Origin of the sequence: Pseudomonas sp. MTM4, assembly GCF_019355055.1 — a bacterium.
Taxonomy (GTDB): Bacteria; Pseudomonadota; Gammaproteobacteria; order Pseudomonadales; family Pseudomonadaceae; genus Stutzerimonas.
Genome location: NZ_CP048411.1, coordinates 338,937 through 358,970, shown reverse-complemented (window position 1 = coordinate 358,970; position 20,034 = coordinate 338,937). Strand labels below are relative to the sequence as shown.

Below are 20,034 nucleotides of genomic sequence, written 5' to 3'. Positions count from 1 at the left end.
TCAGGAGCTCAATCGAGCTTCTTGCGAATCCAGTACAGGTAGGTTCCCTCTTCAGCCTGTTGGCCGACCAGCTCATGACCGAGAAACACGCAGAATTTCGGTATATCGCGCTGGGTAGACGGATCGGTCGCGATGACCTTGAGCAACTCGCCCCCACCCAAGCCGCGCACCTTGTTGTGCAGCATCATCACCGGCTCGGGGCAGTTGAGGCCGCTGGCATCGAGCACCGCGTCGGCGGACAGTTCAACAGATTGAGACATCACAAACTCCCTAAAAACAGGTCGGCATTGTCGCCCAGACAGATCGCGCGATCACTCGGCCAAGCGTCACAGCCGACGCAGATGGCAAGTCACTTCTTCGCGGTCATGGTAAAGCTGCTTGCAGCCGATGCTCGCTTTCACCCCTCGTTCGGCAAGCCCATCGGCAATGCGTTCCAGCAAACGTTTCACCTCGGCATAGCGTTGTTTCATCGGCAGCTTGAGGTTAACCACCGCTTCGCGACACAGGCCTTCGCCAATCCAGGTCTCCAGCAAAGCGGCATTTTTTGCGGGTTTCTCGACGATATCGCAGACCATCCAATCCACCGCACGCTTGGGGCGAAAGGCGAAGCCATCGGCCCGGTAATGGCCAACCAGCCCCGACTCGAGCAACGCTTCGTTCATCGGGCCGTTATCCACGGCCATCACCTCGATGTCACGGTTGACCAGCTGCCAGGTCCAACCACCCGGCGAAGCGCCCAGATCCACGGCAGTCATGCCCGCTGCCAGCCGCTCGTCCCACTGATCACGGGGAATGAAGTGATGCCAGGCCTCTTCCAGCTTCAACGTCGACCGGCTCGGCGCCTGCCGCGGGAATTTCAGACGCGGGATACCCATCGGCCACATCGCGCTGTTATCTGCCTCAGCGATACCAAGGAAAACTTCGCGACCACTTTTGAATGTCAGTAGCAAACGCGGGCCGTCACCGCCCACGCTCAATCGACCCGCTTTCGTCAGCGCCTTGCGCAACGGCGCCTCGAACTTGCGGCAGAAAGTCGACAGCTCCTTACCGTCATTGGTGTCCAGCACTTCCAGCCAGAGGCTTCCACAGACCGGATAGGATTTGAGACGGTCGAGCAGCACGCTGATCCGATCAGTTTCCGGCAGCGCCAGATAATCGCCTCGGGCCCATTGTCGGGGGAAGATCAGCCGCGCGAAGCGTGCGCCGCGCATTAGCCGCTCCGCACCATTTTCCTCGCTACAAATGAATTCAGCGCAGGCGCTGTCCGGTTTCGCCCTGGCGTAGCCCGTCACATCGAGGCGTGTGGCTTGATCACTGATTTCTGCACAGACTTCGTTCTCAAAGCCCGGTCGGCAATGCAGCAGCAGTGTTTTCATGGTACGTCCTGTAGTCAGCGCGAAGGCACATCGGCGCGCGAGCGCTCTGCGACCAAAGCCGCACATGATAGCCGAGAGGGGAACCCCAGGCTCTGTGCTCCGGTCCAGAACAGATAGCTGGGATCGATAAAGCCCGATCTACGGCCCTTCAGGCAGATGCAATGCCAAGCAAGATTCAACTGCCGCAGACACAGGTCTGCGGCCAGCTCCGTGGCGAAACATGCCGCCAGAAGCTAGCGTCAACATAACGCTTCCCATCCAGTAAGCCCGACCGTGCGGGCAAAAAGGAGAGACGAATGCGATCCCTGGACAGCTTGAACTGCCGCCGCAGCCTGGAGGTCAACGGCAAGACCTATCACTACTACAGCCTGCCCGAAGCCGCCAAACAGCTGGGCGACATCAGTCGTCTACCGACCTCGCTCAAGGTGTTGCTGGAGAACCTGTTGCGCTGGGAGGATGACGTCACGGTGCGTGCCGATGACTTCACCTCGCTGGCAGTATGGCTGAAGACCCACACCTCCGAGCGTGAGATCCAGTACCGTCCCGCGCGAGTGCTGATGCAGGATTTCACTGGCGTACCGGCCGTCGTCGACCTGACTGCCATGCGCGATGCCGTATCCCGAGCGGGCGGCGACCCTCAGCGCATCAACCCGCTTTCGCCGGTGGATCTGGTGATTGACCATTCGGTGATGGTGGACCGTTTTGGCAGCAATCAGGCGTTCGAGCAGAACGTCGAAATCGAAATGCAGCGCAACGGCGAACGCTATGAGTTCCTGCGCTGGGGCCAGCAGGCCTTCGATAATTTCCGCGTGGTACCGCCGGGCACCGGCATTTGCCACCAGGTCAACCTCGAATACCTGGGCCAGGTGGTGTGGACCAAGGAAGAAGATGGCGAAACCACCGCCTATCCGGACACGCTTGTCGGCACCGACTCGCATACCACCATGATCAACGGCCTCGGCGTGCTGGGCTGGGGCGTTGGCGGAATCGAGGCGGAGGCGGCCATGCTCGGCCAGCCCGTGTCGATGCTGATTCCGGAAGTGGTCGGCATGCGCCTGACCGGCAAGCTCAACGAAGGCGTGACCGCCACCGACCTGGTCCTTACCGTCACGCAGATGCTGCGCAAGCACGGCGTGGTGGGCAAGTTCGTCGAGTTCTTCGGTCCCGGTCTCGACAATCTTCCCCTCGCCGACCGCGCCACCATCGGCAACATGGCGCCGGAGTATGGCGCCACCTGCGGCTTCTTCCCGGTCGATCAGGTCACGATCGATTACCTGCGCCTGACCGGACGCGACGAGGACCGCATCGCGCTGGTCGAGGCCTACAGCAAGGCTCAGGGCATGTGGCGGGACAGCAATTCTCCGGACCCGGTATTCACCGCCACCCTCGAGCTCGACCTAAGCCAGGTCCGGCCTTCCCTCGCCGGCCCCAAGCGTCCGCAAGACCGGGTTTCGCTAGGGGATATCGGCGCCAACTTCGATCTTCTGCTGGAAACCAGTGGTAAAACCCAGCAAGCCAACAGCTCGGTGCCCGTAGCTGGCGAGGACTTCGGTCTCAAGCATGGCGCAGTCGTGATCGCGGCGATTACCTCCTGCACCAACACCTCCAACCCGAACGTGCTAATGGCCGCCGGCCTGGTGGCGAAGAAGGCACTCGAACGCGGCCTGAAGCGCGCGCCCTGGGTTAAATCATCCCTTGCGCCCGGCTCCAAGGTGGTCACCGATTATCTCGAACGCGCCGGCCTAACAACCTACCTGGATCAGCTCGGCTTCAACCTCGTCGGTTATGGCTGCACCACATGCATCGGTAACTCTGGACCACTGCCGGAAGCCATTGGCCAGACGATCACCGACAACGACCTGATCGTTTCCTCGGTGCTTTCCGGCAACCGCAACTTCGAGGGCCGCGTGCATCCGCTGGTCAAGGCCAACTGGCTGGCTTCGCCGCCGCTGGTCGTGGCTTTCGCGCTTGCCGGCACGACGCGAATCAACATGGACAAGGATCCGCTGGGCTACGACGAGCAGAACCAGCCTGTCTATCTCAAGGACATCTGGCCGAGCAGCACCGAGGTGAACGAAGCGGTCAGCAAGATCGACGGGCAGATGTTCCGCACCCGCTATTCGGACGTCTTCAGCGGCGACGAACACTGGCAGTCAATCGCGGTAACGGCGGGCGACACCTACGAGTGGAACAACAACTCCAGCTATGTGCAAAACCCGCCATTCTTTGAAGACATCGGCCAACCGCCGGCACCACCGAAGGATGTCGAAAACGCTCGCATCCTGGCGCTGTTTGGCGACTCGATCACCACCGACCACATCTCGCCAGCCGGTAACATCAAAGCCAGTTCACCGGCCGGCGTGTACCTGCAACAACTCGGCGTGCAGCCGGAAGATTTCAACTCTTACGGCTCGCGCCGTGGTAATCACGAAGTGATGATGCGCGGCACCTTTGCCAACATTCGTATCAAGAACGAAATGCTTGGCGGCGAAGAAGGCGGCAATACCCTGCATCAGCCGAGTGGCGAGCGGATGTCGATCTACGATGCGGCGATGCGCTATCAGACTGAAGGCGTGCCGCTGGTGGTGGTCGCAGGCAAGGAATACGGCACCGGCTCCAGCCGGGACTGGGCAGCCAAGGGCACCAACCTGCTCGGCGTCAAGGCAGTGATAGCCGAAAGCTTCGAGCGCATCCACCGCTCGAACCTGATCGGTATGGGCGTGCTGGCGCTGCAGTTCGTTGGCGAGCAGACCCGGCAATCGCTGGGCCTGACCGGCAACGAGAAGCTCTCGATTCGCGGCCTTGGTGTCGACATCAAACCGCGCCAGTTGCTGACGGTGGATGTCGAGCGCGCAGACGGTTCCCGAGATAACTTCCAGGTGCTCTGCCGCATCGACACGCTCAATGAAGTCCAGTACTTCAAGGCCGGCGGCATTCTGCATTACGTGTTAAGGCAGTTGATCGAAGCCTGAGCGCTCGCCGCGCGGCCGCCGGAACGCCCGTTCGCAGTGACCTGCGGCGGGCGTTTTACTTTGCGGTGACCACTTATCCATCGCTTCTCAACTAATCGCTTTGCGTGCCGTTAAGACAAACAGCACGGTCAACCGACCCTAGAACAATCAGAAATCACGCAAGCCATTTTGAATTTGCCAGGCGTATTCCATATGCGAAACAACCAGCCCATCACCCAGCGCGAATATGCATTCCCCGACCAGCAACGGCTGATATCCACTACCGACCTGAAAGGCAAAATCAGCTACTGCAACGATATCTTTGCCGAAGTCAGCGGCTTCGATCGTGGCGAGTTGATCGGATCCCCGCACAACTTGATCCGTCATCCGGACGTGCCTTCCGCGGTATTCGCACATATGTGGACGACGCTCAAGGCAGGCAAGCCTTGGATGGGCATCGTCAAGAATCGACGCAAGGACGGCGACCATTACTGGGTCAACGCCTACGTGACGCCGGTGCTGGACATGCAGCGTAATGTGATCGGTTATGAATCGGTCCGTACCAAACCCACCCGCGAACAGATACAGCGAGCCGAAGCGCTCTATGCGCGGCTCAACGCTGGCAAAAGCGGCGTGCCACGCCGGGACAAGTGGCTGCCGCTGGTCGTCAACTGGCTCCCTTTCATCCTGACCAGCCAGATCGGTTTCATGGTCGGTTTCTGGCTCAATCACGCATGGGGCTTCGCGCTGGCTGCGCTGCTATCCGTACCGCTGGGCCTGGCCGGACGCCATTGGCAGATGCGTGGCGTCAATCGCCTGGTGCGCCTGGCCGAGCAATCGATGAGCGATCCAATGATTGCCCGGATGTACACCGACAGTCAGGGCGTCGAAGCCCATCTGGAGATGGCGATGCTCAGCGAGCATGCGCGGTTGAAAACCTGCCTGACTCGCCTGCAGGACAGCGCCGTGCAACTGCAGCAACAGGCCAAGCGGGCCGATGAACTGGCGCACAGTTGTTCGGACGGTCTGGCTCGTCAGCACCACGAAACCGAGCAGGTCGCCACAGCCATCAACCAGATGGCCGCAACGACCCAGGAAGTCGCCAGCAACGTCGCTCTAGCCGCCGGGGCTACGGAGCAGGCCAGCCAGCTGACGGCCCAGGGCCGTGAAATCGGGGCTCAGACCCGCAAGGCCATCGAACTGCTGGCCCATGCCGTGACGGAAACCGGCGATGCGGTTTCGGCACTGGCGCATAACAGTGAAGAAATCGGCACCGTGGTCGATGTGATCAAGAGCATCGCCGACCAGACCAACCTGCTGGCACTCAACGCGGCCATCGAAGCGGCGCGCGCCGGGGAAAGTGGCCGCGGTTTCGCGGTGGTCGCCGACGAGGTCCGTCAATTGGCCCAACGCACCGCTGCCGCCACCGGCCAGATCCATCAGCTGATCGAAAAACTGCAGGTGCAGGCACGGCATGCCGTCGAGACCACCGAGCAGGGACGCGTGCAGGCGAGCCGTGGCGTGGATCAGGTGGTCGACGCGGACAAGGCACTCGCCGGCATCAGCACGGCGATGGAAAGCATCATCGACATGACGTCGCAGATTGCCTCGGCAACCGAACAGCAGAGCGCGGTGGCAGACGAAATCAGCCACAACGTCAGCAATATTGCCCGCCTTGCGGTGCAGACGACAGGCGATGCACAGAGTTCGGCGCTGCTTTCCGAAGATCTGGCCAACACAGCCCGCTCGCAATACACCCTGGTGGAGCGTTTCAACCGCTGAGCGAGGCTCGTATCGCATGACGCCCGTGCTGCCACGGGCGTTTTGCTATCTGCTTACGGATTACACAGAAACGCTGCAACTTCGTCTGCAGCACTGTCCAGATGCTGTTCATGAGTCAGCCCTGATCGTTTCAGCGGCTTGAGATCATGATCCGCGGCCACGAGCCATTGGAGACGAATCGCTGGTGATAGCGCGTAACCGCTAACCGTATCCCGGTCGCCCAAGGCATCGCGCTCGCCTTGGATGATCAGCGTCGACGTGCGCAATTCGGCAAGATGCGCCACGCGTGGCTTGTCCGGTTTGCCGGTGGCGTAGAACGGATAGCCCAGACACACCAGCGCATCAGCGTCCAATTCATCGGCCAGCAAACTGGCCATTCTTCCCCCCATCGACTTGCCCCCAATCGCCAACCGACCTGCGGTTTGCTGTCGCACCGAGCGATACACCGCACGCCACTCTTGCAGCAACTGCGCCTGTGGGTTGGGCGGCCGTTTGCGTCCGTTCGCGCGGCGCTCGGCCATGTAGGCGAACTCGAAACGAAAGACCGCAACCCCGCGTGCCAGAAGCCGTTCGGTCATCTGCTGCATGAACGGACTGTCCATCGGCGCGCCCGCACCGTGCGCCAGAATGAAGCTGCCGCACGCCTCGCCTTGCGGCTGATCGGCTCTGATGAATGGAATTTCATCGCCCTGCGAGTATTGATCGGCGTCAATACCGGCCATTTGCCCTTTGCCCATCCTTGCCCCCGCTTTTCAGTGAAAGAAACGTCTGCTCACGCAACGAAAAACATGCTCACTACCGTGGATGGAAGCCCATACATGAACACAGCAACCAGTACCGCCTATGACTATAAGGTGGTCCGCCAATTCGCCATCATGACGGTGGTGTGGGGAATCGTCGGGATGGGGCTCGGCGTTCTCATCGCAGCGCAGCTTGCCTGGCCCGCACTCAACTTCGATCTGCCCTGGACCAGCTTCGGGCGCTTGCGACCTCTGCATACCAACGCGGTGATTTTCGCCTTCGGTGGCTGCGCATTGTTCGCAACCTCCTACTATTCCGTCCAGCGCACCTGCCAGGCCACGCTGTTCGCGCCCAAGCTGGCGGCCTTTACCTTCTGGGGTTGGCAGCTGGTGATTCTGCTCGCGGCGATCAGCCTGCCGCTGGGCTTTACCAGCTCCAAGGAATACGCCGAGCTGGAATGGCCAATCGACATCCTGATCACCATCGTCTGGGTGTCCTACGCGATCGTGTTCTTCGGCACGCTGGCAACGCGCAAGGTCAAGCACATCTACGTCGGCAACTGGTTCTTCGGCGGGTTCATCCTGACCGTGGCGATCCTGCATGTGGTCAACAACCTGGAAATCCCGGTCACTGCGATGAAGTCCTATTCGCTGTATGCCGGCGCAACCGACGCCATGGTGCAGTGGTGGTACGGGCACAACGCCGTGGGCTTCTTCCTGACCGCTGGCTTCTTGGGGATCATGTATTACTTCGTGCCGAAGCAGGCCGAACGCCCGGTGTATTCCTATCGCCTGTCGATCGTGCATTTCTGGGCGCTGATCACCGTTTACATCTGGGCCGGCCCGCATCACCTGCACTACACCGCGCTGCCGGACTGGGCGCAGAGCCTCGGTATGGTGATGTCGCTGATTCTGCTGGCACCGAGCTGGGGCGGCATGATCAACGGCATGATGACCCTCTCGGGCGCCTGGCATAAGCTGCGCAGCGATCCGATCCTGCGCTTCTTGGTGGTGTCCCTGGCGTTCTACGGCATGTCGACCTTCGAAGGTCCGATGATGGCCATCAAGACCGTCAATGCCCTCTCCCACTACACCGACTGGACCATCGGCCACGTTCACGCCGGCGCCCTCGGCTGGGTTGCCATGGTCTCGATTGGCGCTCTGTACCACCTGATTCCCAAGGTATTCGGCCGGGCGCAAATGCACAGCATCGGCCTGATCAACTCCCACTTCTGGCTGGCCACCATCGGCACCGTGCTTTACATCGCTTCGATGTGGGTCAACGGCATCGCTCAAGGCCTGATGTGGCGTGCGATCAATGAAGACGGCACCCTCACCTATTCCTTCGTCGAAGCACTTGAAGCCAGCCATCCGGGCTTCGTTATTCGCCTGATCGGCGGTGCGGTCTTCTTCGCCGGCATGTTGCTGATGGCCTACAACACCTGGCGCACCGTGCGTGCCGCCAAACCGGCCGAATACGAAGCCGCCGCGCAGATCGCCTGAGGAGCTGAACCGATATGAAACAACACGAGAAACTCGAGAAGAACGTCGGTCTGCTGACCCTGTTCATGATCCTCGCGGTGAGCATCGGCGGCCTGACTCAGATCGTTCCACTGTTCTTCCAGGACGTGGTCAACGAGCCAGTGGAAGGCATGAAGCCCTATACCGCGCTACAGCTCGAAGGCCGCGACATCTATATCAAGGAAGGCTGCGTCGGCTGCCACTCACAGATGATCCGGCCGTTCCGCGCCGAAACCGAGCGCTACGGCCATTACTCGGTCGCCGGTGAAAGCGTTTACGACCATCCGTTCCTTTGGGGCTCCAAGCGTACTGGCCCGGATCTGGCCCGTGTCGGCGGCCGCTACTCCGATGACTGGCACCGCGCGCATCTCTATAACCCGCGCAACGTGGTGCCGGAATCGAAGATGCCGTCCTATCCATGGCTGGTGGAAAACACCCTCGATGGCCGGGATACCGCGAAGAAGATGAAAGCCTTGCGCACCCTGGGTGTGCCATACACCGATGAAGACATCGCAAGCGCCAAGGACGCGGTCAAGGGCAAGACCGAAATGGATGCCTTGGTGGCTTACCTGCAGGTTCTTGGCACGGCTCTGACTAACAAGCGCTGACCATCGAAAGCGGCGCGCTGCAAAGACAGCCGCCAGGGACTTCAATCGCGGACAGCCCGAGTGGCTCGGGCTGTCCAGGAGTAGCACATGAGCACTTTCTGGAGTGGATACATCGCCCTGCTGACGCTGGGCACCATCGTCGCGCTGTTCTGGCTGATCTTCGCCACCCGCAAGGGCGAGTCGGCCGGTACGACCGACAAGACCATGGGGCATTCCTTCGACGGCATCGAGGAGTACGACAACCCGCTGCCCAAGTGGTGGTTCTGGCTGTTCATCGGCACGCTGGTGTTCGGCATCCTCTATCTGATCATCTATCCGGGCCTGGGCAACTGGAAAGGCGTCTTCCCCGGCTACGAAGACGGTTGGACGCAGGAGAAGCAGTGGCAGCGTGAAGTCGATCAGGCCGATGCCACGTTCGGTCCGATTTTCGCCAAATACTCGGCCATGGGTGTCGAGCAAGTCGCCCAGGACGAACGCGCCTTGAAGATCGGCGGTCGCCTCTTCGCCAACTACTGCTCGGTTTGCCACGGCTCGGACGCCAAGGGCGCGAACGGCTTCCCCAATCTCGCCGACAACGACTGGCGCTGGGGCGGCGATGCTGAAACCATCAAAGCGTCCATCCTCCATGGCCGTGTTGCGGCGATGCCGGCCTGGGGACAGGCCATCGGCGAAGAGGGTGTGAAGAACGTCGCGGCTTTTGTACGCAATGATCTGGCCGGTCTATCGCTGCCGGAAAGCACCGAGGCGGATGTCGCCGCCGGCGCTCAGGTGTACACCCAAACCTGTTCGGTCTGCCATGGTTCGAACGGTGAAGGGATGGCTGCATTGGGAGCGCCGAACCTGACCAACCCAGCCGGCTGGATTTATGGCTCCAGTCTGCCGCAACTGCAGCAGACCATCCGCCACGGCCGCAACGGCCAGATGCCGGCGCAGGAGCAATATCTGGGCAACGATAAGGTGCACTTGCTGGCCGCTTACGTTTACAGTCTTTCGCAACAGCCAGAACGCCTGGCGAAGCAATAATCATGGCAGGGCGGTATTGCGATACCGCCCTGTTCCAAATCAAGTCTAATTATAAAAAGTGCCAGTGCGACGCTCTGTCGCAGACCGTTCACCCTCTTCCCCGTTTGCCCTTCAGTCCAGCTGCTCTTATATTCCTCCCCACTCGCCGGACCCCCGCAGAACTACAAGGCGAAGCCCTCGATTCATCACATCGGCATGATGTGAAAACGACCCTGCAAAGAGCATGGAAAACGCTTGGAATAAGGGTCTGAACGGCACGAGATGGCCTGGGCGTTGATTGCATTGCCCCCCTCCTTTCTCCATACTTGCCGCCGTTTTTGCCCCCTGAAATGCCATTTAGCGTGGAAGCCTTGCATGAGCACAGCAATAAGTGAGACTGCATATAACTATAAGGTGATTCGCCAATTCGCCATCATGACGGTGGTGTGGGGAATCATTGGGATGGGTATGGGCGTGCTTATCGCCTCGCAGTTGGTGTGGCCCTCACTCAACTTCGACCTGCCTTGGGCCAGCTTTGGCCGCCTACGTCCGCTGCACACCAATCTGGTGATTTTCGCCTTCGGCGGCTGTGCCCTGATGGCAACATCCCTATACGTGGCCCAGCGGACCTCGCAGACGCGTCTGTTTTCCGACGGCCTGGCCGCCTTCACCTTCTGGGGCTGGCAAGCGGTCATCGTTCTGGCCGTGATCACCCTGCCGATGGGCTTCACCAGCTCCAAGGAATACGCGGAGCTGGAATGGCCGATCGATATCCTGCTGGCCATCGTCTGGATCAGCTACGCGACGGTGTTCTTCGGCACCCTCATGAAGCGCAAGGCCAAGCACATCTACGTGGGTAATTGGTTCTTCGGTGCCTTTATCCTGGTTACGGCGATGCTGCACATCGTCAACAACCTGGAAATCCCGGTGTCCTGGTTCAAGTCCTACTCGATCTACGCGGGCGCGACCGACGCGATGGTTCAGTGGTGGTACGGTCACAACGCGGTTGGTTTCTTCCTGACCACCGGCTTCCTGGGCATGATGTATTACTTCGTACCCAAGCAGGCTGGCCGCCCGGTCTACTCCTATCGTCTGTCCATCGTGCATTTCTGGGCATTGATCACCCTGTACATCTGGGCTGGTCCGCACCACCTGCACTACACCGCACTGCCAGACTGGGCACAGAGCTTGGGCATGGTGATGTCGATCATTCTGCTGGCACCGAGCTGGGGCGGCATGATCAATGGCATGATGACCCTCTCGGGCGCCTGGCATAAGCTGCGCACCGATCCGATCCTGCGCTTCCTGGTGGTCTCGCTGGCGTTCTACGGCATGTCGACCTTCGAAGGTCCGATGATGGCCATCAAGACTGTCAACGCACTCTCCCACTACACCGATTGGACCATCGGCCACGTACATGCCGGCGCCCTCGGCTGGGTAGCCATGATCACCATCGGCTCCATATATCACCTGATTCCGAAGGTCTTCGCTCGCGAGCAGATGTACAGCATCGGCCTGATCAACGCCCACTTCTGGCTGGCCACTATTGGCACCGTGCTCTACATCGCTTCGATGTGGGTCAACGGCATCACCCAGGGCTTGATGTGGCGTGCGATCAACGAAGACGGCACCCTCACCTATTCCTTCGTCGAAGCGCTGGAAGCCAGCCATCCGGGCTTCATCGTTCGGGCGCTGGGCGGTGCATTCTTCCTCGCTGGCATGCTGCTGATGGCTTACAACACCTGGCGTACCGTGCGTGCCGCCAAGCCGGCTGAGCTCGAAGCCGCCGCGCAGATCGCCTGAGGGAATCGATAAATGAAGAATCACGAAATACTCGAAAAGAACATCGGTCTGCTGACCCTGTTCATGATCCTCGCAGTGAGCATCGGCGGCCTGACCCAGATCGTTCCGCTGTTCTTCCAGGACGTGGTGAACGAGCCGGTGGAAGGTATGAAGCCCTACACCGCGCTGCAGCTCGAAGGGCGTGACCTGTATATCCGCGAAGGCTGCGTCGGTTGCCATTCGCAAATGGTTCGTCCGTTCCGCGCCGAGACCGAGCGCTACGGCCACTACTCGGTTGCCGGCGAAAGCGTCTACGACCATCCGTTTCTGTGGGGCTCCAAGCGTACCGGCCCGGATCTGGCTCGCGTCGGCGGCCGCTACTCCGATGACTGGCACCGCGCGCACCTCTACAATCCGCGCAACGTCGTACCTGAATCGAAGATGCCTTCTTACCCCTGGTTGGTCGAGCACAGCCTCGATGGCAAACACACCGCCAAGAAGATGGAAGCCTTGCGCAGCGTAGGCGTGCCTTACACCGAAGAAGACATTGCCGGTGCGAAGGACGCGGTCAAGGGCAAGACAGAAATGGATGCCCTCGTAGCCTATCTGCAAGTACTTGGCACCGCACTCACCAACAAACGGTAACGCACCATGGATATCGGGACTCTTCGCGGTCTGGGCACCATTCTTGTTTTCGTCGCCTTTATCGGCATCGTGCTCTGGGCTTACAGCAGCAAACGCAAGAAAAGCTTCGATGAAGCCGCCAACCTGCCCTTCGCAGACGAGCCCGACGCCAAGAAGCGTGATGAAGAAGCTTCCAGGAGTAAGAAATAGATGACCTCGTTTTGGAGTTGGTACGTCACCCTGCTCAGCCTGGGGACCATTGCGGCACTGGTCTGGCTGCTGCTTGCGACTCGCAAGGGACAACGCCACGACAGCACCGAAGAAACCGTCGGCCATTCCTATGACGGCATCGAGGAGTATGACAACCCGCTCCCGCGCTGGTGGTTCATGCTGTTCGTCGCCACCGTGATCTTTGCCCTTGGCTATCTGGTTCTGTATCCAGGCCTGGGTAACTGGAAAGGCGTGATGCCCGGCTACGAAGGTGGCTGGACTCAGGTCAAGGAATGGCAGCGTGAAGTCGACAAGGCAAACGAACAGTACGGCCCGCTCTACGCTAAGTTCGCAGCGATGCCGGTCGAGCAAGTGGCTCAGGATCCGCAAGCCCTGAAAATGGGTGGCCGCCTGTTCGCTTCCAACTGCTCCGTCTGCCATGGCTCGGACGCCAAAGGTGCCTACGGCTTCCCCAACCTGACCGACCATGACTGGCTGTGGGGCGGCGCGCCCGAAACCATCAAGACCACCATCATGGGTGGACGTCAGGCCGTCATGCCGGCGTGGCGCGATGTGATCGGCGAAGAAGGCATTCGCAACGTGGCCGGTTACGTCCGTACTCTGTCCGGCCGGGAGATTCCTGAAGGCATCAACGCCGACATTGAGCAGGGTCAAAAGATCTTCGCTGCCAACTGCGTAGCCTGTCATGGAGCCGACGGTAAAGGCACCGAAGCCATGGGCGCACCGAACCTGACCGACAACGTCTGGCTTTACGGCTCGAGCTTCGGTCAGATTCAGCAAACCCTGCGCTATGGCCGAAACGGTCGCATGCCAGCCCAGGAACACATCCTTGGCAATGACAAGGTGCATTTGCTGGCGGCTTATGTGTACAGCCTCTCGCAGCAGCCGGAGAACTGATCCAACCCGCACAGGCGCGACTTACGGTCGCACCTGATGCCGGCTATCGAGGCGTACCATTTGCACCAGGTCAGCTAAGGATCCCGGTCGACACGTATTGACCGGGACACTCACCCTCCGCCGTGGTACGCATTCGATGTCTGAGCAAATTCCCGTCCATGATGTAACTCCTCCGGCCAAGGTCAACGCCTCATCCGACCTCTACGCCGCCCGCGAAAAAATCTACACACGCTCCTTTACCGGCCTGTTCCGCAACCTGCGACTCGTCGGCGGTGCGCTGCTGTTCGCGCTCTATTTCGGCACTGTATGGCTTAACTGGAACGGTCGCCAGGCCGTCTGGTGGGACCTGCCCGAGCGCAAGTTCTATATTTTTGGCGCTACCTTCTGGCCTCAAGATTTCATTCTTCTTTCCGCGCTGCTGATCATCTGCGCGTTTGGACTGTTCTTCATCACTGTATTCGCAGGCCGCGTCTGGTGTGGCTACACCTGCCCCCAGAGCGTGTTCACCTGGGTATTCATGTGGGCGGAAAAGATCACCGAAGGCGATCGCAATCAGCGCATGAAGCTCGACAAAGCGCCAATGAGCGCCGGCAAATTCGGGCGCAGGCTGGCCAAACACGCCATCTGGCTGGGCGTATCCCTGGCCATCGGCATTACCTTCGTCGGCTATTTCACACCGATTCGTGAACTGGTGCCCGACCTGCTCACACTGGAAGTCGGCGGCTGGGCGCTGTTCTGGGTCGGCTTCTTCACCCTCGCCACCTATGGCAACGCCGGTTTCTTGCGCGAGCAGGTGTGCATTTACATGTGCCCCTATGCGCGCTTCCAGAGCGTGATGTTCGACAAGGACACCCTGATCGTTTCCTACGACCCGCGCCGTGGCGAACGGCGTGGCCCGCGCAAGAAAGACGCCGACTACAAGGCGCTGGGCCTCGGTGACTGCATCGATTGCACCATGTGCGTACAGGTCTGCCCGACCGGCATCGACATCCGTGACGGCCTGCAGGTCGAGTGCATCGGCTGCGCGGCCTGCATCGATGCCTGTGACACCATCATGGACAAGATGAACTATCCACGGGGTCTGATCAGCTACACCACGGAGCACAACCTGTCGGGGCAGAAAACCCGGCTGGCTCGGCCGCGACTGATCGGCTATGCCATCGCATTGCTTGCGATGATGGGTGTGTTTGCCTATTCCGTCTCGGACCGCGCACTGGTCAAGCTCGACGTCCTGAAAGACCGCGTGCTCTATCGCGAGAACGAGCAAGGCAGGATCGAGAACGTCTATACGCTGAAAGTGATGAACAAGGCTCAGAACGAGCAGACCTTCATCATCGAAGCCACTGGGCTGGACGGTCTGCAGTACGAAGGCCGCAACGAGGTCCACGCCGGTGCAGGCGAGCTGATCACGGTCCCGGTGGAGCTTTCGGTTGCACCGGAACAACTGCCCTCGAGCACAAACGAAATCGTCTTCCACATCAGATCGGCAGACGACCCCGAAATCGAAGACGAAGCGGATAGCCGCTTCATCGGTCCTAGCATTCGCTGAACAGGTAGTAAATGAGCGCACCTTCCGATACTGAAAATAGCCGTTGGTACAAGCAATTCTGGGCCTGGTTCGTCATCGGCATCCTGATGATGTCGGTGATCCTCGGCACCTCGATGCTGGCCATCGCGATCCGCAACTCCGACACCCTGGTATCGGACAACTATTACGATGCAGGCAAGGGCATCAATCAGTCGCTGGAGCGTGAAAAGCTTGCCGAGCGTTTGCAAGTGCAGGCGCAACTGACGCTCAACGACGATCGGGGGCTCGCCGAAGTGCAGCTGAGCGGCCATAGCGGTCCGCAGCAACTGGTACTCAACCTGCTCTCCCCCACGCAGCCCGAACGCGATCGCCGCATCGTTCTCCAGCCTCAGGGCAACGGCTTCTACCAGGGGCAGATGCAGGAGCCGGTCACCGGCCGGCGTTATGTCGAACTGCTCGGTCGCGAGGGCGATCAGGACTGGCGTCTGTTCGAAGAAAAGGACATCGTGAGCGGTCAGACGCTTGAACTAAGCTACTGACCGGTCGATGGCGAATCCAACCCCCTGCTTTCACTGCGGTCTGCCGGTTCCCGCCGGCAGCGCCTATCACGCCCGCGTTCTCAATGAGCAGCGGGCGCTTTGCTGTCCGGGTTGTCAGGCGGTCGCGGAAGCCATCGTTCAAGGCGGTCTGGAAAGTTACTACCTGCATCGCAGCGATACCGCCATCAATCCCGGCGCCCTGCCGCAGGCGCTGAGCGAAGAGCTGGCACTCTACGACCGCAAGGATGTGCAACAGCCCTTCGTGCAGCACGAAGGCGAGCTGGCCGACACCTCGCTGATGATCGAGGGCATCAGTTGCGCGGCCTGTGGCTGGCTGATCGAAAAACACCTGCGCGGATTCGATGGGATCGCCGAGGCCAACCTCAACCTTTCCAATCATCGCTTGCGAGTGCGCTGGAACGATGCGGTCTTGCCACTCAGCGAACTGCTCGCCGAACTTCGGCGCATCGGCTATGCCGCTCACCCTTACCGGGCCGATCAGGCGGCGGAGCAACTCGCGCGGGAAAACCGCCGCAGCATGCGCCAACTGGGTGTGACCGGGCTGCTCTGGATGCAGGTGATGATGGCTACCATGGCTACATGGCCGGAATTCAATCTGGATCTTTCGGAAAGTTTCTTCGTCACCCTGCGCTGGACCGCGCTGGTGCTCACCACGCCTATCGTTTTCTATTGCTGCACCGACTTCTTCAAGGGCGCGTTGCGGGATTTGCGTACCCGCCACCTGAGCATGGATGTTTCGGTATCGCTGGCGATCGGCGGAGCCTATATCGCCGGCATCTGGTCGACGGTGACCGGTCAGGGCGAGCTGTATTTCGATGCCGTGGGCATGTTTGCGCTGTTCCTGCTCGCCGGACGCTTTCTCGAACGCCGCGCGCGCGAACGCACCGCCGCTGCGACTGCGCAGCTGGTCAATCTATTACCGGCGTCCTGCCTGAAGCTCGTCGAAGATGGCCAGACGGCGCGCATTCTGCTGAGCGAATTGCAGGTCGGCGACCATGTGCTGGTACACCCCGGCGCACTGATCCCGACAGATGGTCGCATCGTCAGCGGGCAGTCGAGTGTCGATGAATCGGTCCTTACCGGCGAATATCTACCGCAGCCACGAAATGTCGGCGATGCGGTTACCGCCGGCACCCTTAACGTCGAAGGCGCCCTGACTCTCGAAGTCCTGGCGCTGGGTGACAATACCCGCCTGTCCGCCATCGTGGGACTGTTGGAACGCGCCCAATCGGATAAACCGCGCCTCGCCGAACTGGCTGATCGCGTCGCGCAGTGGTTCCTGCTGATCGTGCTGCTGACCGCTGCTGTAGTCGGTTTCGTCTGGTGGCAGATCGATCCTCAACGCGCGTTCTGGATCGTTCTCGCCTTGCTGGTCGCGACCTGCCCCTGCGCGCTATCGCTGGCCACCCCGACCGCCTTGACCACCGCCACCGGGACATTGCACAAGCTCGGGCTGCTGCTCACTCGCGGGCATGTCCTGGAGGGGCTCAATCAGATCGACACGGTGATTTTCGACAAGACCGGCACCCTCACCGAAGGACGCCTGACGCTGAGCGAGGTCCGTCCCCTGGGCGAGCTGGATGCCAACGCATGCCTGGAGCTGGCCGCCGCGCTGGAAAACCGCTCCGAACACCCGATCGCCAGAGCGTTCGGCCGCGCGCTGCAAGCAGCCGATGCGGTGGACAGCACCCCCGGGCTGGGCCTGCAGGGATCGGTTGCTGGACGCGTTCTGCGTATTGGCCAGCCGGGCTTCGTTGCGGCCGGATATGCAGGCGTCGCGCCCGAAATTCCGGGCGACAAGGGCCAATGGTTGCTGCTTGGCGATACGCTGGGGCCACTGGCATGGCTAGTACTCGACGATCGGCTGCGCGAGGATGCGCCTGCGCTGCTGCAAGCCTGCAAAAACCGCGGCTGGAAAACGGTGCTGCTATCCGGTGACAGCTCGCCGATGGTTGCCGAAATCGCTCGACAGCTCGGCATCGAGGACGCGCACGCAGGAATGACCCCGACCGACAAGCTCGCCCACCTGCAACGGCTGCAAGCCGAAGGTCGCCGCGTGCTGATGCTTGGCGATGGCGTCAACGACGCTCCGGTCCTGGCTGCGGCGGACATCAGCGTAGCCATGGGCTCAGCGACCGACCTGGCCAAAACCAGCGCCGATGCCGTCCTGCTCACCAACCGACTCGACAGCCTGGTGCAAGCTTTCGCCGTGGCGCGACGCAGCCGTCGCATCATCATCGAAAACCTCGCCTGGGCGAGCCTGTACAACGGCTTGATTCTGCCATTCGCCGCCATCGGCTGGGTAACGCCGTTGTGGGCAGCCCTGGGCATGTCGGCAAGTTCGCTGGTGGTAGTGCTCAATGCATTGCGACTGGCGCGCCTGCCTGCTCCCTCTGCGCCCCGACATTCTGCGCTGCCTGGCGTAGGATAGTCGGCGTCTGCCAAGGCTGCGTTGCCGAACCCATCTGGAGACCCGCTATGGCCGCACTTTACATTCTGATTCCCGTCGCCGTGGTTCTGGTCGCACTGGCTATCTGGGTATTTTTCTGGGCGGTCGACAGTGGCCAGTACGACGATCTGGACGGCCCAGCCCACAGCATCCTGTTCGACGAGGAAGATCCCAAGCATCGCGCCGGCATCGAAGAAGCGGACAAGGGCAGCGACGAGGGAAAAGCCGATCGTGACTGAGCTATTGCCGCTGCTGGTGTCGGCGTTCGTCCTCGGTTTGCTGGGCGGCGGGCACTGCCTGGGTATGTGCGGCGGCCTGATGGGCGCACTGACCATGGCAATCCCGGCGCAACAGCGCGGCAGACGCCTGCGTTTGCTGCTGGCATACAACCTGGGACGAGTGCTCAGCTACGCCAGTGCGGGTCTGCTCATCGGATTGGCCGGCTGGGCGGTAGCCAATAGCCCAGCCGCCATGGCGCTGCGAGTCGTAGCCGCGCTATTGTTGATCAGCATGGGGCTTTATCTGGCCGGCTGGTGGAGTGGACTGACGCGTGTCGAAGCAGTAGGACGCGGCCTCTGGCGTCACATCCAACCTTTCGCCAGTCGGCTCATGCCGGTCCGCAGCGTGCCGCGAGCTTTGCTGCTTGGCACGCTCTGGGGTTGGCTGCCTTGCGGCCTGGTCTACAGCACATTGCTATGGGCCGCGAGCCAAGGCGACGCGCTGGACAGTGCACTGCTGATGCTGACATTCGGTATCGGCACCTGGCCCGTACTTCTGGCGACCGGCCTGGCCGCCGAACGGCTCACCGCGCTATTACGCAAACGCGGCGTGCGAACGCTCGGCGGCATCACGGTAATCCTGTTCGGCGTTTGGACACTTCCTGGCCCGCATCAGCACTGGTTGATGGGGCATTAACTGGAAGCCGGAAGAAGCGCAGACAGGTGATCCGTCCAATTTACTGGCGGTGCATCCAGCTTCCTTCCGGCTTCAAACCTGATGCTGCTCTAGACCGGCTCTTTCGGCATCTGCCGCTTGTGTGCCGACTTGTCGTAGGTTTCCACGATGATGCGAGCCGCCTCTTTAGGAACCGGCAGGCCTTGCAGGAACGCATCGATATTCTGATAGCTCACCCCATGCGCGTCTTCGTCCGGCTTGCCTGGCGAGAGCTCTTCCAGATCGGCCGTCGGCACCTTCTTGACCAGTTGCTCGGGCGCGCCTAACGCGGCGGCCAATTCCCGCACCTGATGCTTGACAAGGCCGGCCAGCGGTGTGAGGTCACAGGCGCCATCGCCGAATTTGGTGAAGAATCCCATCACCGCTTCGGCCGCATGATCGGTGCCGATCACCAGACCTTGTCGTGCATTGGCAATGGTGTACTGAGCTACCATGCGCATCCGCGCCTTGGTGTTGCCCAGCACGAAGTCGCGCTTCGCCGGGGTCAAGTCATCGAGCGCCTCGGTCGCCCGCGCCAAGCCCTGCACCGCAGCGCCGATATTGACCGTATGGCATTCATCCGGCTTGATCGAGTCAATTGCCAGCTGCGCTTCGTCCTCGTCATGCTGAACCTGATATGGCAGGCGGACCGCAATGAAGCGGTAGTCGTCGCCCTCCCCTGCGGCACGCATCCCCTCCACCGCACGCTGAGCAAGCAGGCCAGCCGTAGTCGAATCGACGCCGCCACTGATCCCCAGAACCAGAGTTTTCATGCCCGAATCGCGCAGGCATGCCTGGATGAAGGCAACCCGCCGCTCGATGTCGGCCTGGACCGCTGCAGGCCCATCAAACGGTGAGCAAACGTTGAGTGCGGCAGCGATCTCTTGTTGGCGGCTATGCATGTGTGTCTCCTATGCGGATGAACGGTTTCGGTTCAAGCCCTAGTTTGACTAATCCGACCACGGTTCGGCGATAAATCTCCGTGTCCGCGCCACCGGTCTCAGCGCCCGCCGCTGGGTCTGGACTTGCTTGATACAGGTCAAGTCTACG

The 20,034-nt window shown here is 60.7% G+C and carries 18 protein-coding genes and 1 pseudogene; 15 read left to right on the top strand and 4 right to left on the bottom strand.

Annotation, left to right across the window (positions count from 1 at the left end; translation table 11 throughout):
* Window positions 1-8 precede the first annotated feature (8 nt).
* A complete protein-coding gene (gene tusA, locus GYM54_RS01720) occupies window positions 9-260 on the bottom strand; it encodes a sulfurtransferase TusA (RefSeq protein WP_131648573.1) in 252 nt (83 codons plus the stop codon).
* Window positions 261-326: 66 nt separating this feature from the next.
* Entirely contained in the window at window positions 327-1,376 is a 1,050-nt protein-coding gene (gene rlmM / locus GYM54_RS01715; RefSeq protein WP_131648572.1) for a 23S rRNA (cytidine(2498)-2'-O)-methyltransferase RlmM, read from the bottom strand.
* A 296-nt stretch (window positions 1,377-1,672) separates the two neighbouring features.
* Here rlmM and acnA point away from each other — a divergent pair, with 296 nt between their 5' ends.
* The 3 genes and pseudogenes from acnA to GYM54_RS01705 all read left to right on the top strand — a co-directional run bounded on the left by acnA (window position 1,673) and on the right by GYM54_RS01705 (window position 6,109).
* A complete protein-coding gene (gene acnA, locus GYM54_RS01710; RefSeq protein ID WP_197444711.1) occupies window positions 1,673-4,348 on the top strand; it encodes an aconitate hydratase AcnA in 2,676 nt (891 codons plus the stop codon).
* A 192-nt stretch (window positions 4,349-4,540) separates the two neighbouring features.
* Window positions 4,541-4,870: pseudogene (locus tag GYM54_RS21920) on the top strand (PAS domain-containing protein); the annotation flags it as partial.
* Window positions 4,853-6,109: a methyl-accepting chemotaxis protein gene (locus tag GYM54_RS01705; protein WP_374105186.1), complete on the top strand. Its 1,257-nt coding sequence runs from the start codon at window positions 4,853-4,855 to the stop codon at window positions 6,107-6,109. The pseudogene GYM54_RS21920 and the gene GYM54_RS01705, both read left to right, overlap by 18 nt.
* Before the next feature lie 53 nt (window positions 6,110-6,162).
* Here GYM54_RS01705 and GYM54_RS01700 read toward each other — a convergent pair whose 3' ends face one another.
* Complete coding sequence (locus GYM54_RS01700; protein WP_197444709.1) at window positions 6,163-6,846, bottom strand: alpha/beta family hydrolase; 684 nt, start codon at window positions 6,844-6,846, stop codon at window positions 6,163-6,165.
* Window positions 6,847-6,927: 81 nt separating this feature from the next.
* Here GYM54_RS01700 and ccoN (GYM54_RS01695) point away from each other — a divergent pair, with 81 nt between their 5' ends.
* The 12 genes from ccoN (GYM54_RS01695) (at window position 6,928) to GYM54_RS01640 (ending at window position 18,966) form a co-directional block, all read left to right on the top strand.
* Window positions 6,928-8,352 carry a cytochrome-c oxidase, cbb3-type subunit I gene (gene ccoN, locus GYM54_RS01695; RefSeq protein WP_197444708.1) on the top strand — a complete coding sequence of 475 codons (1,425 nt, stop codon included), beginning with the start codon at window positions 6,928-6,930 and terminating at the stop codon, window positions 8,350-8,352.
* Between the two features lie 14 nt (window positions 8,353-8,366).
* Window positions 8,367-8,978: a cytochrome-c oxidase, cbb3-type subunit II gene (ccoO, locus tag GYM54_RS01690; protein ID WP_197444707.1), complete on the top strand. Its 612-nt coding sequence runs from the start codon at window positions 8,367-8,369 to the stop codon at window positions 8,976-8,978.
* Between the two features lie 87 nt (window positions 8,979-9,065).
* The gene (gene ccoP / locus GYM54_RS01685) at window positions 9,066-10,001 is read left to right on the top strand and encodes a cytochrome-c oxidase, cbb3-type subunit III (RefSeq protein WP_197444706.1); all 936 of its coding nucleotides are present in this window, start codon (window positions 9,066-9,068) and stop codon (window positions 9,999-10,001) included.
* A 354-nt stretch (window positions 10,002-10,355) separates the two neighbouring features.
* Window positions 10,356-11,783 (top strand): cytochrome-c oxidase, cbb3-type subunit I, encoded by a 1,428-nt coding sequence (ccoN, locus tag GYM54_RS01680; protein ID WP_131648565.1) that lies wholly within the window; start codon window positions 10,356-10,358, stop codon window positions 11,781-11,783.
* A 12-nt stretch (window positions 11,784-11,795) separates the two neighbouring features.
* Complete coding sequence (gene ccoO, locus GYM54_RS01675; protein ID WP_131648564.1) at window positions 11,796-12,407, top strand: cytochrome-c oxidase, cbb3-type subunit II; 612 nt, start codon at window positions 11,796-11,798, stop codon at window positions 12,405-12,407.
* 6 nt (window positions 12,408-12,413) lie between these two features.
* A complete protein-coding gene (locus GYM54_RS01670) occupies window positions 12,414-12,596 on the top strand; it encodes a cbb3-type cytochrome c oxidase subunit 3 (RefSeq protein ID WP_131648563.1) in 183 nt (60 codons plus the stop codon).
* A complete protein-coding gene (ccoP, locus tag GYM54_RS01665) occupies window positions 12,597-13,514 on the top strand; it encodes a cytochrome-c oxidase, cbb3-type subunit III (protein ID WP_131648562.1) in 918 nt (305 codons plus the stop codon).
* A 136-nt stretch (window positions 13,515-13,650) separates the two neighbouring features.
* Window positions 13,651-15,063 (top strand): cytochrome c oxidase accessory protein CcoG, encoded by a 1,413-nt coding sequence (gene ccoG / locus GYM54_RS01660; RefSeq protein WP_181102082.1) that lies wholly within the window; start codon window positions 13,651-13,653, stop codon window positions 15,061-15,063.
* 11 nt (window positions 15,064-15,074) lie between these two features.
* Entirely contained in the window at window positions 15,075-15,581 is a 507-nt protein-coding gene (locus GYM54_RS01655) for a FixH family protein (RefSeq protein WP_197444705.1), read from the top strand.
* A 7-nt stretch (window positions 15,582-15,588) separates the two neighbouring features.
* Window positions 15,589-18,033 carry a heavy metal translocating P-type ATPase gene (locus tag GYM54_RS01650; RefSeq protein WP_197444704.1) on the top strand — a complete coding sequence of 815 codons (2,445 nt, stop codon included), beginning with the start codon at window positions 15,589-15,591 and terminating at the stop codon, window positions 18,031-18,033.
* 47 nt (window positions 18,034-18,080) lie between these two features.
* On the top strand, window positions 18,081-18,290 hold the full coding sequence (gene ccoS / locus GYM54_RS01645) for a cbb3-type cytochrome oxidase assembly protein CcoS (RefSeq protein ID WP_131648558.1): 210 nt from the start codon (window positions 18,081-18,083) through the stop codon (window positions 18,288-18,290).
* Window positions 18,283-18,966, top strand: coding sequence for a sulfite exporter TauE/SafE family protein (locus tag GYM54_RS01640; protein ID WP_181102086.1), 684 nt, complete (start codon window positions 18,283-18,285; stop codon window positions 18,964-18,966). Before ccoS ends, GYM54_RS01640 begins: the two co-directional genes overlap by 8 nt.
* A gap of 89 nt (window positions 18,967-19,055) precedes the next feature.
* Here the strand turns inward: GYM54_RS01640 and nadE are convergent, their stop codons facing one another.
* Window positions 19,056-19,886: an ammonia-dependent NAD(+) synthetase gene (gene nadE, locus GYM54_RS01635; protein WP_181102088.1), complete on the bottom strand. Its 831-nt coding sequence runs from the start codon at window positions 19,884-19,886 to the stop codon at window positions 19,056-19,058.
* Window positions 19,887-20,034: the final 148 nt, after the last annotated feature.

What these genes read in the sequence shown, in the direction of transcription:
- ccoS (WP_131648558.1), top strand. Translation starts at nt 18,081, where the DNA reads ATGGCCGCACTTTACATTCTGATTCCCGTCGCCGTGGTTCTGGTCGCA.
- ccoN (WP_131648565.1), top strand. Translation starts at nt 10,356, where the DNA reads ATGAGCACAGCAATAAGTGAGACTGCATATAACTATAAGGTGATTCGC.
- ccoN (WP_197444708.1), top strand. Translation starts at nt 6,928, where the DNA reads ATGAACACAGCAACCAGTACCGCCTATGACTATAAGGTGGTCCGCCAA.
- GYM54_RS01670 (WP_131648563.1), top strand. Translation starts at nt 12,414, where the DNA reads ATGGATATCGGGACTCTTCGCGGTCTGGGCACCATTCTTGTTTTCGTC.
- acnA (WP_197444711.1), top strand. Translation starts at nt 1,673, where the DNA reads ATGCGATCCCTGGACAGCTTGAACTGCCGCCGCAGCCTGGAGGTCAAC.
- ccoP (WP_197444706.1), top strand. Translation starts at nt 9,066, where the DNA reads ATGAGCACTTTCTGGAGTGGATACATCGCCCTGCTGACGCTGGGCACC.
- nadE (WP_181102088.1), bottom strand. Translation starts at nt 19,886, where the DNA reads ATGCATAGCCGCCAACAAGAGATCGCTGCCGCACTCAACGTTTGCTCA.
- GYM54_RS01705 (WP_374105186.1), top strand. Translation starts at nt 4,853, where the DNA reads ATGCAGCGTAATGTGATCGGTTATGAATCGGTCCGTACCAAACCCACC.
- ccoG (WP_181102082.1), top strand. Translation starts at nt 13,651, where the DNA reads ATGTCTGAGCAAATTCCCGTCCATGATGTAACTCCTCCGGCCAAGGTC.
- rlmM (WP_131648572.1), bottom strand. Translation starts at nt 1,376, where the DNA reads ATGAAAACACTGCTGCTGCATTGCCGACCGGGCTTTGAGAACGAAGTC.
- GYM54_RS01655 (WP_197444705.1), top strand. Translation starts at nt 15,075, where the DNA reads ATGAGCGCACCTTCCGATACTGAAAATAGCCGTTGGTACAAGCAATTC.
- ccoO (WP_131648564.1), top strand. Translation starts at nt 11,796, where the DNA reads ATGAAGAATCACGAAATACTCGAAAAGAACATCGGTCTGCTGACCCTG.
- ccoO (WP_197444707.1), top strand. Translation starts at nt 8,367, where the DNA reads ATGAAACAACACGAGAAACTCGAGAAGAACGTCGGTCTGCTGACCCTG.
- ccoP (WP_131648562.1), top strand. Translation starts at nt 12,597, where the DNA reads ATGACCTCGTTTTGGAGTTGGTACGTCACCCTGCTCAGCCTGGGGACC.
- tusA (WP_131648573.1), bottom strand. Translation starts at nt 260, where the DNA reads ATGTCTCAATCTGTTGAACTGTCCGCCGACGCGGTGCTCGATGCCAGC.
- GYM54_RS01650 (WP_197444704.1), top strand. Translation starts at nt 15,589, where the DNA reads ATGGCGAATCCAACCCCCTGCTTTCACTGCGGTCTGCCGGTTCCCGCC.
- GYM54_RS01700 (WP_197444709.1), bottom strand. Translation starts at nt 6,846, where the DNA reads ATGGGCAAAGGGCAAATGGCCGGTATTGACGCCGATCAATACTCGCAG.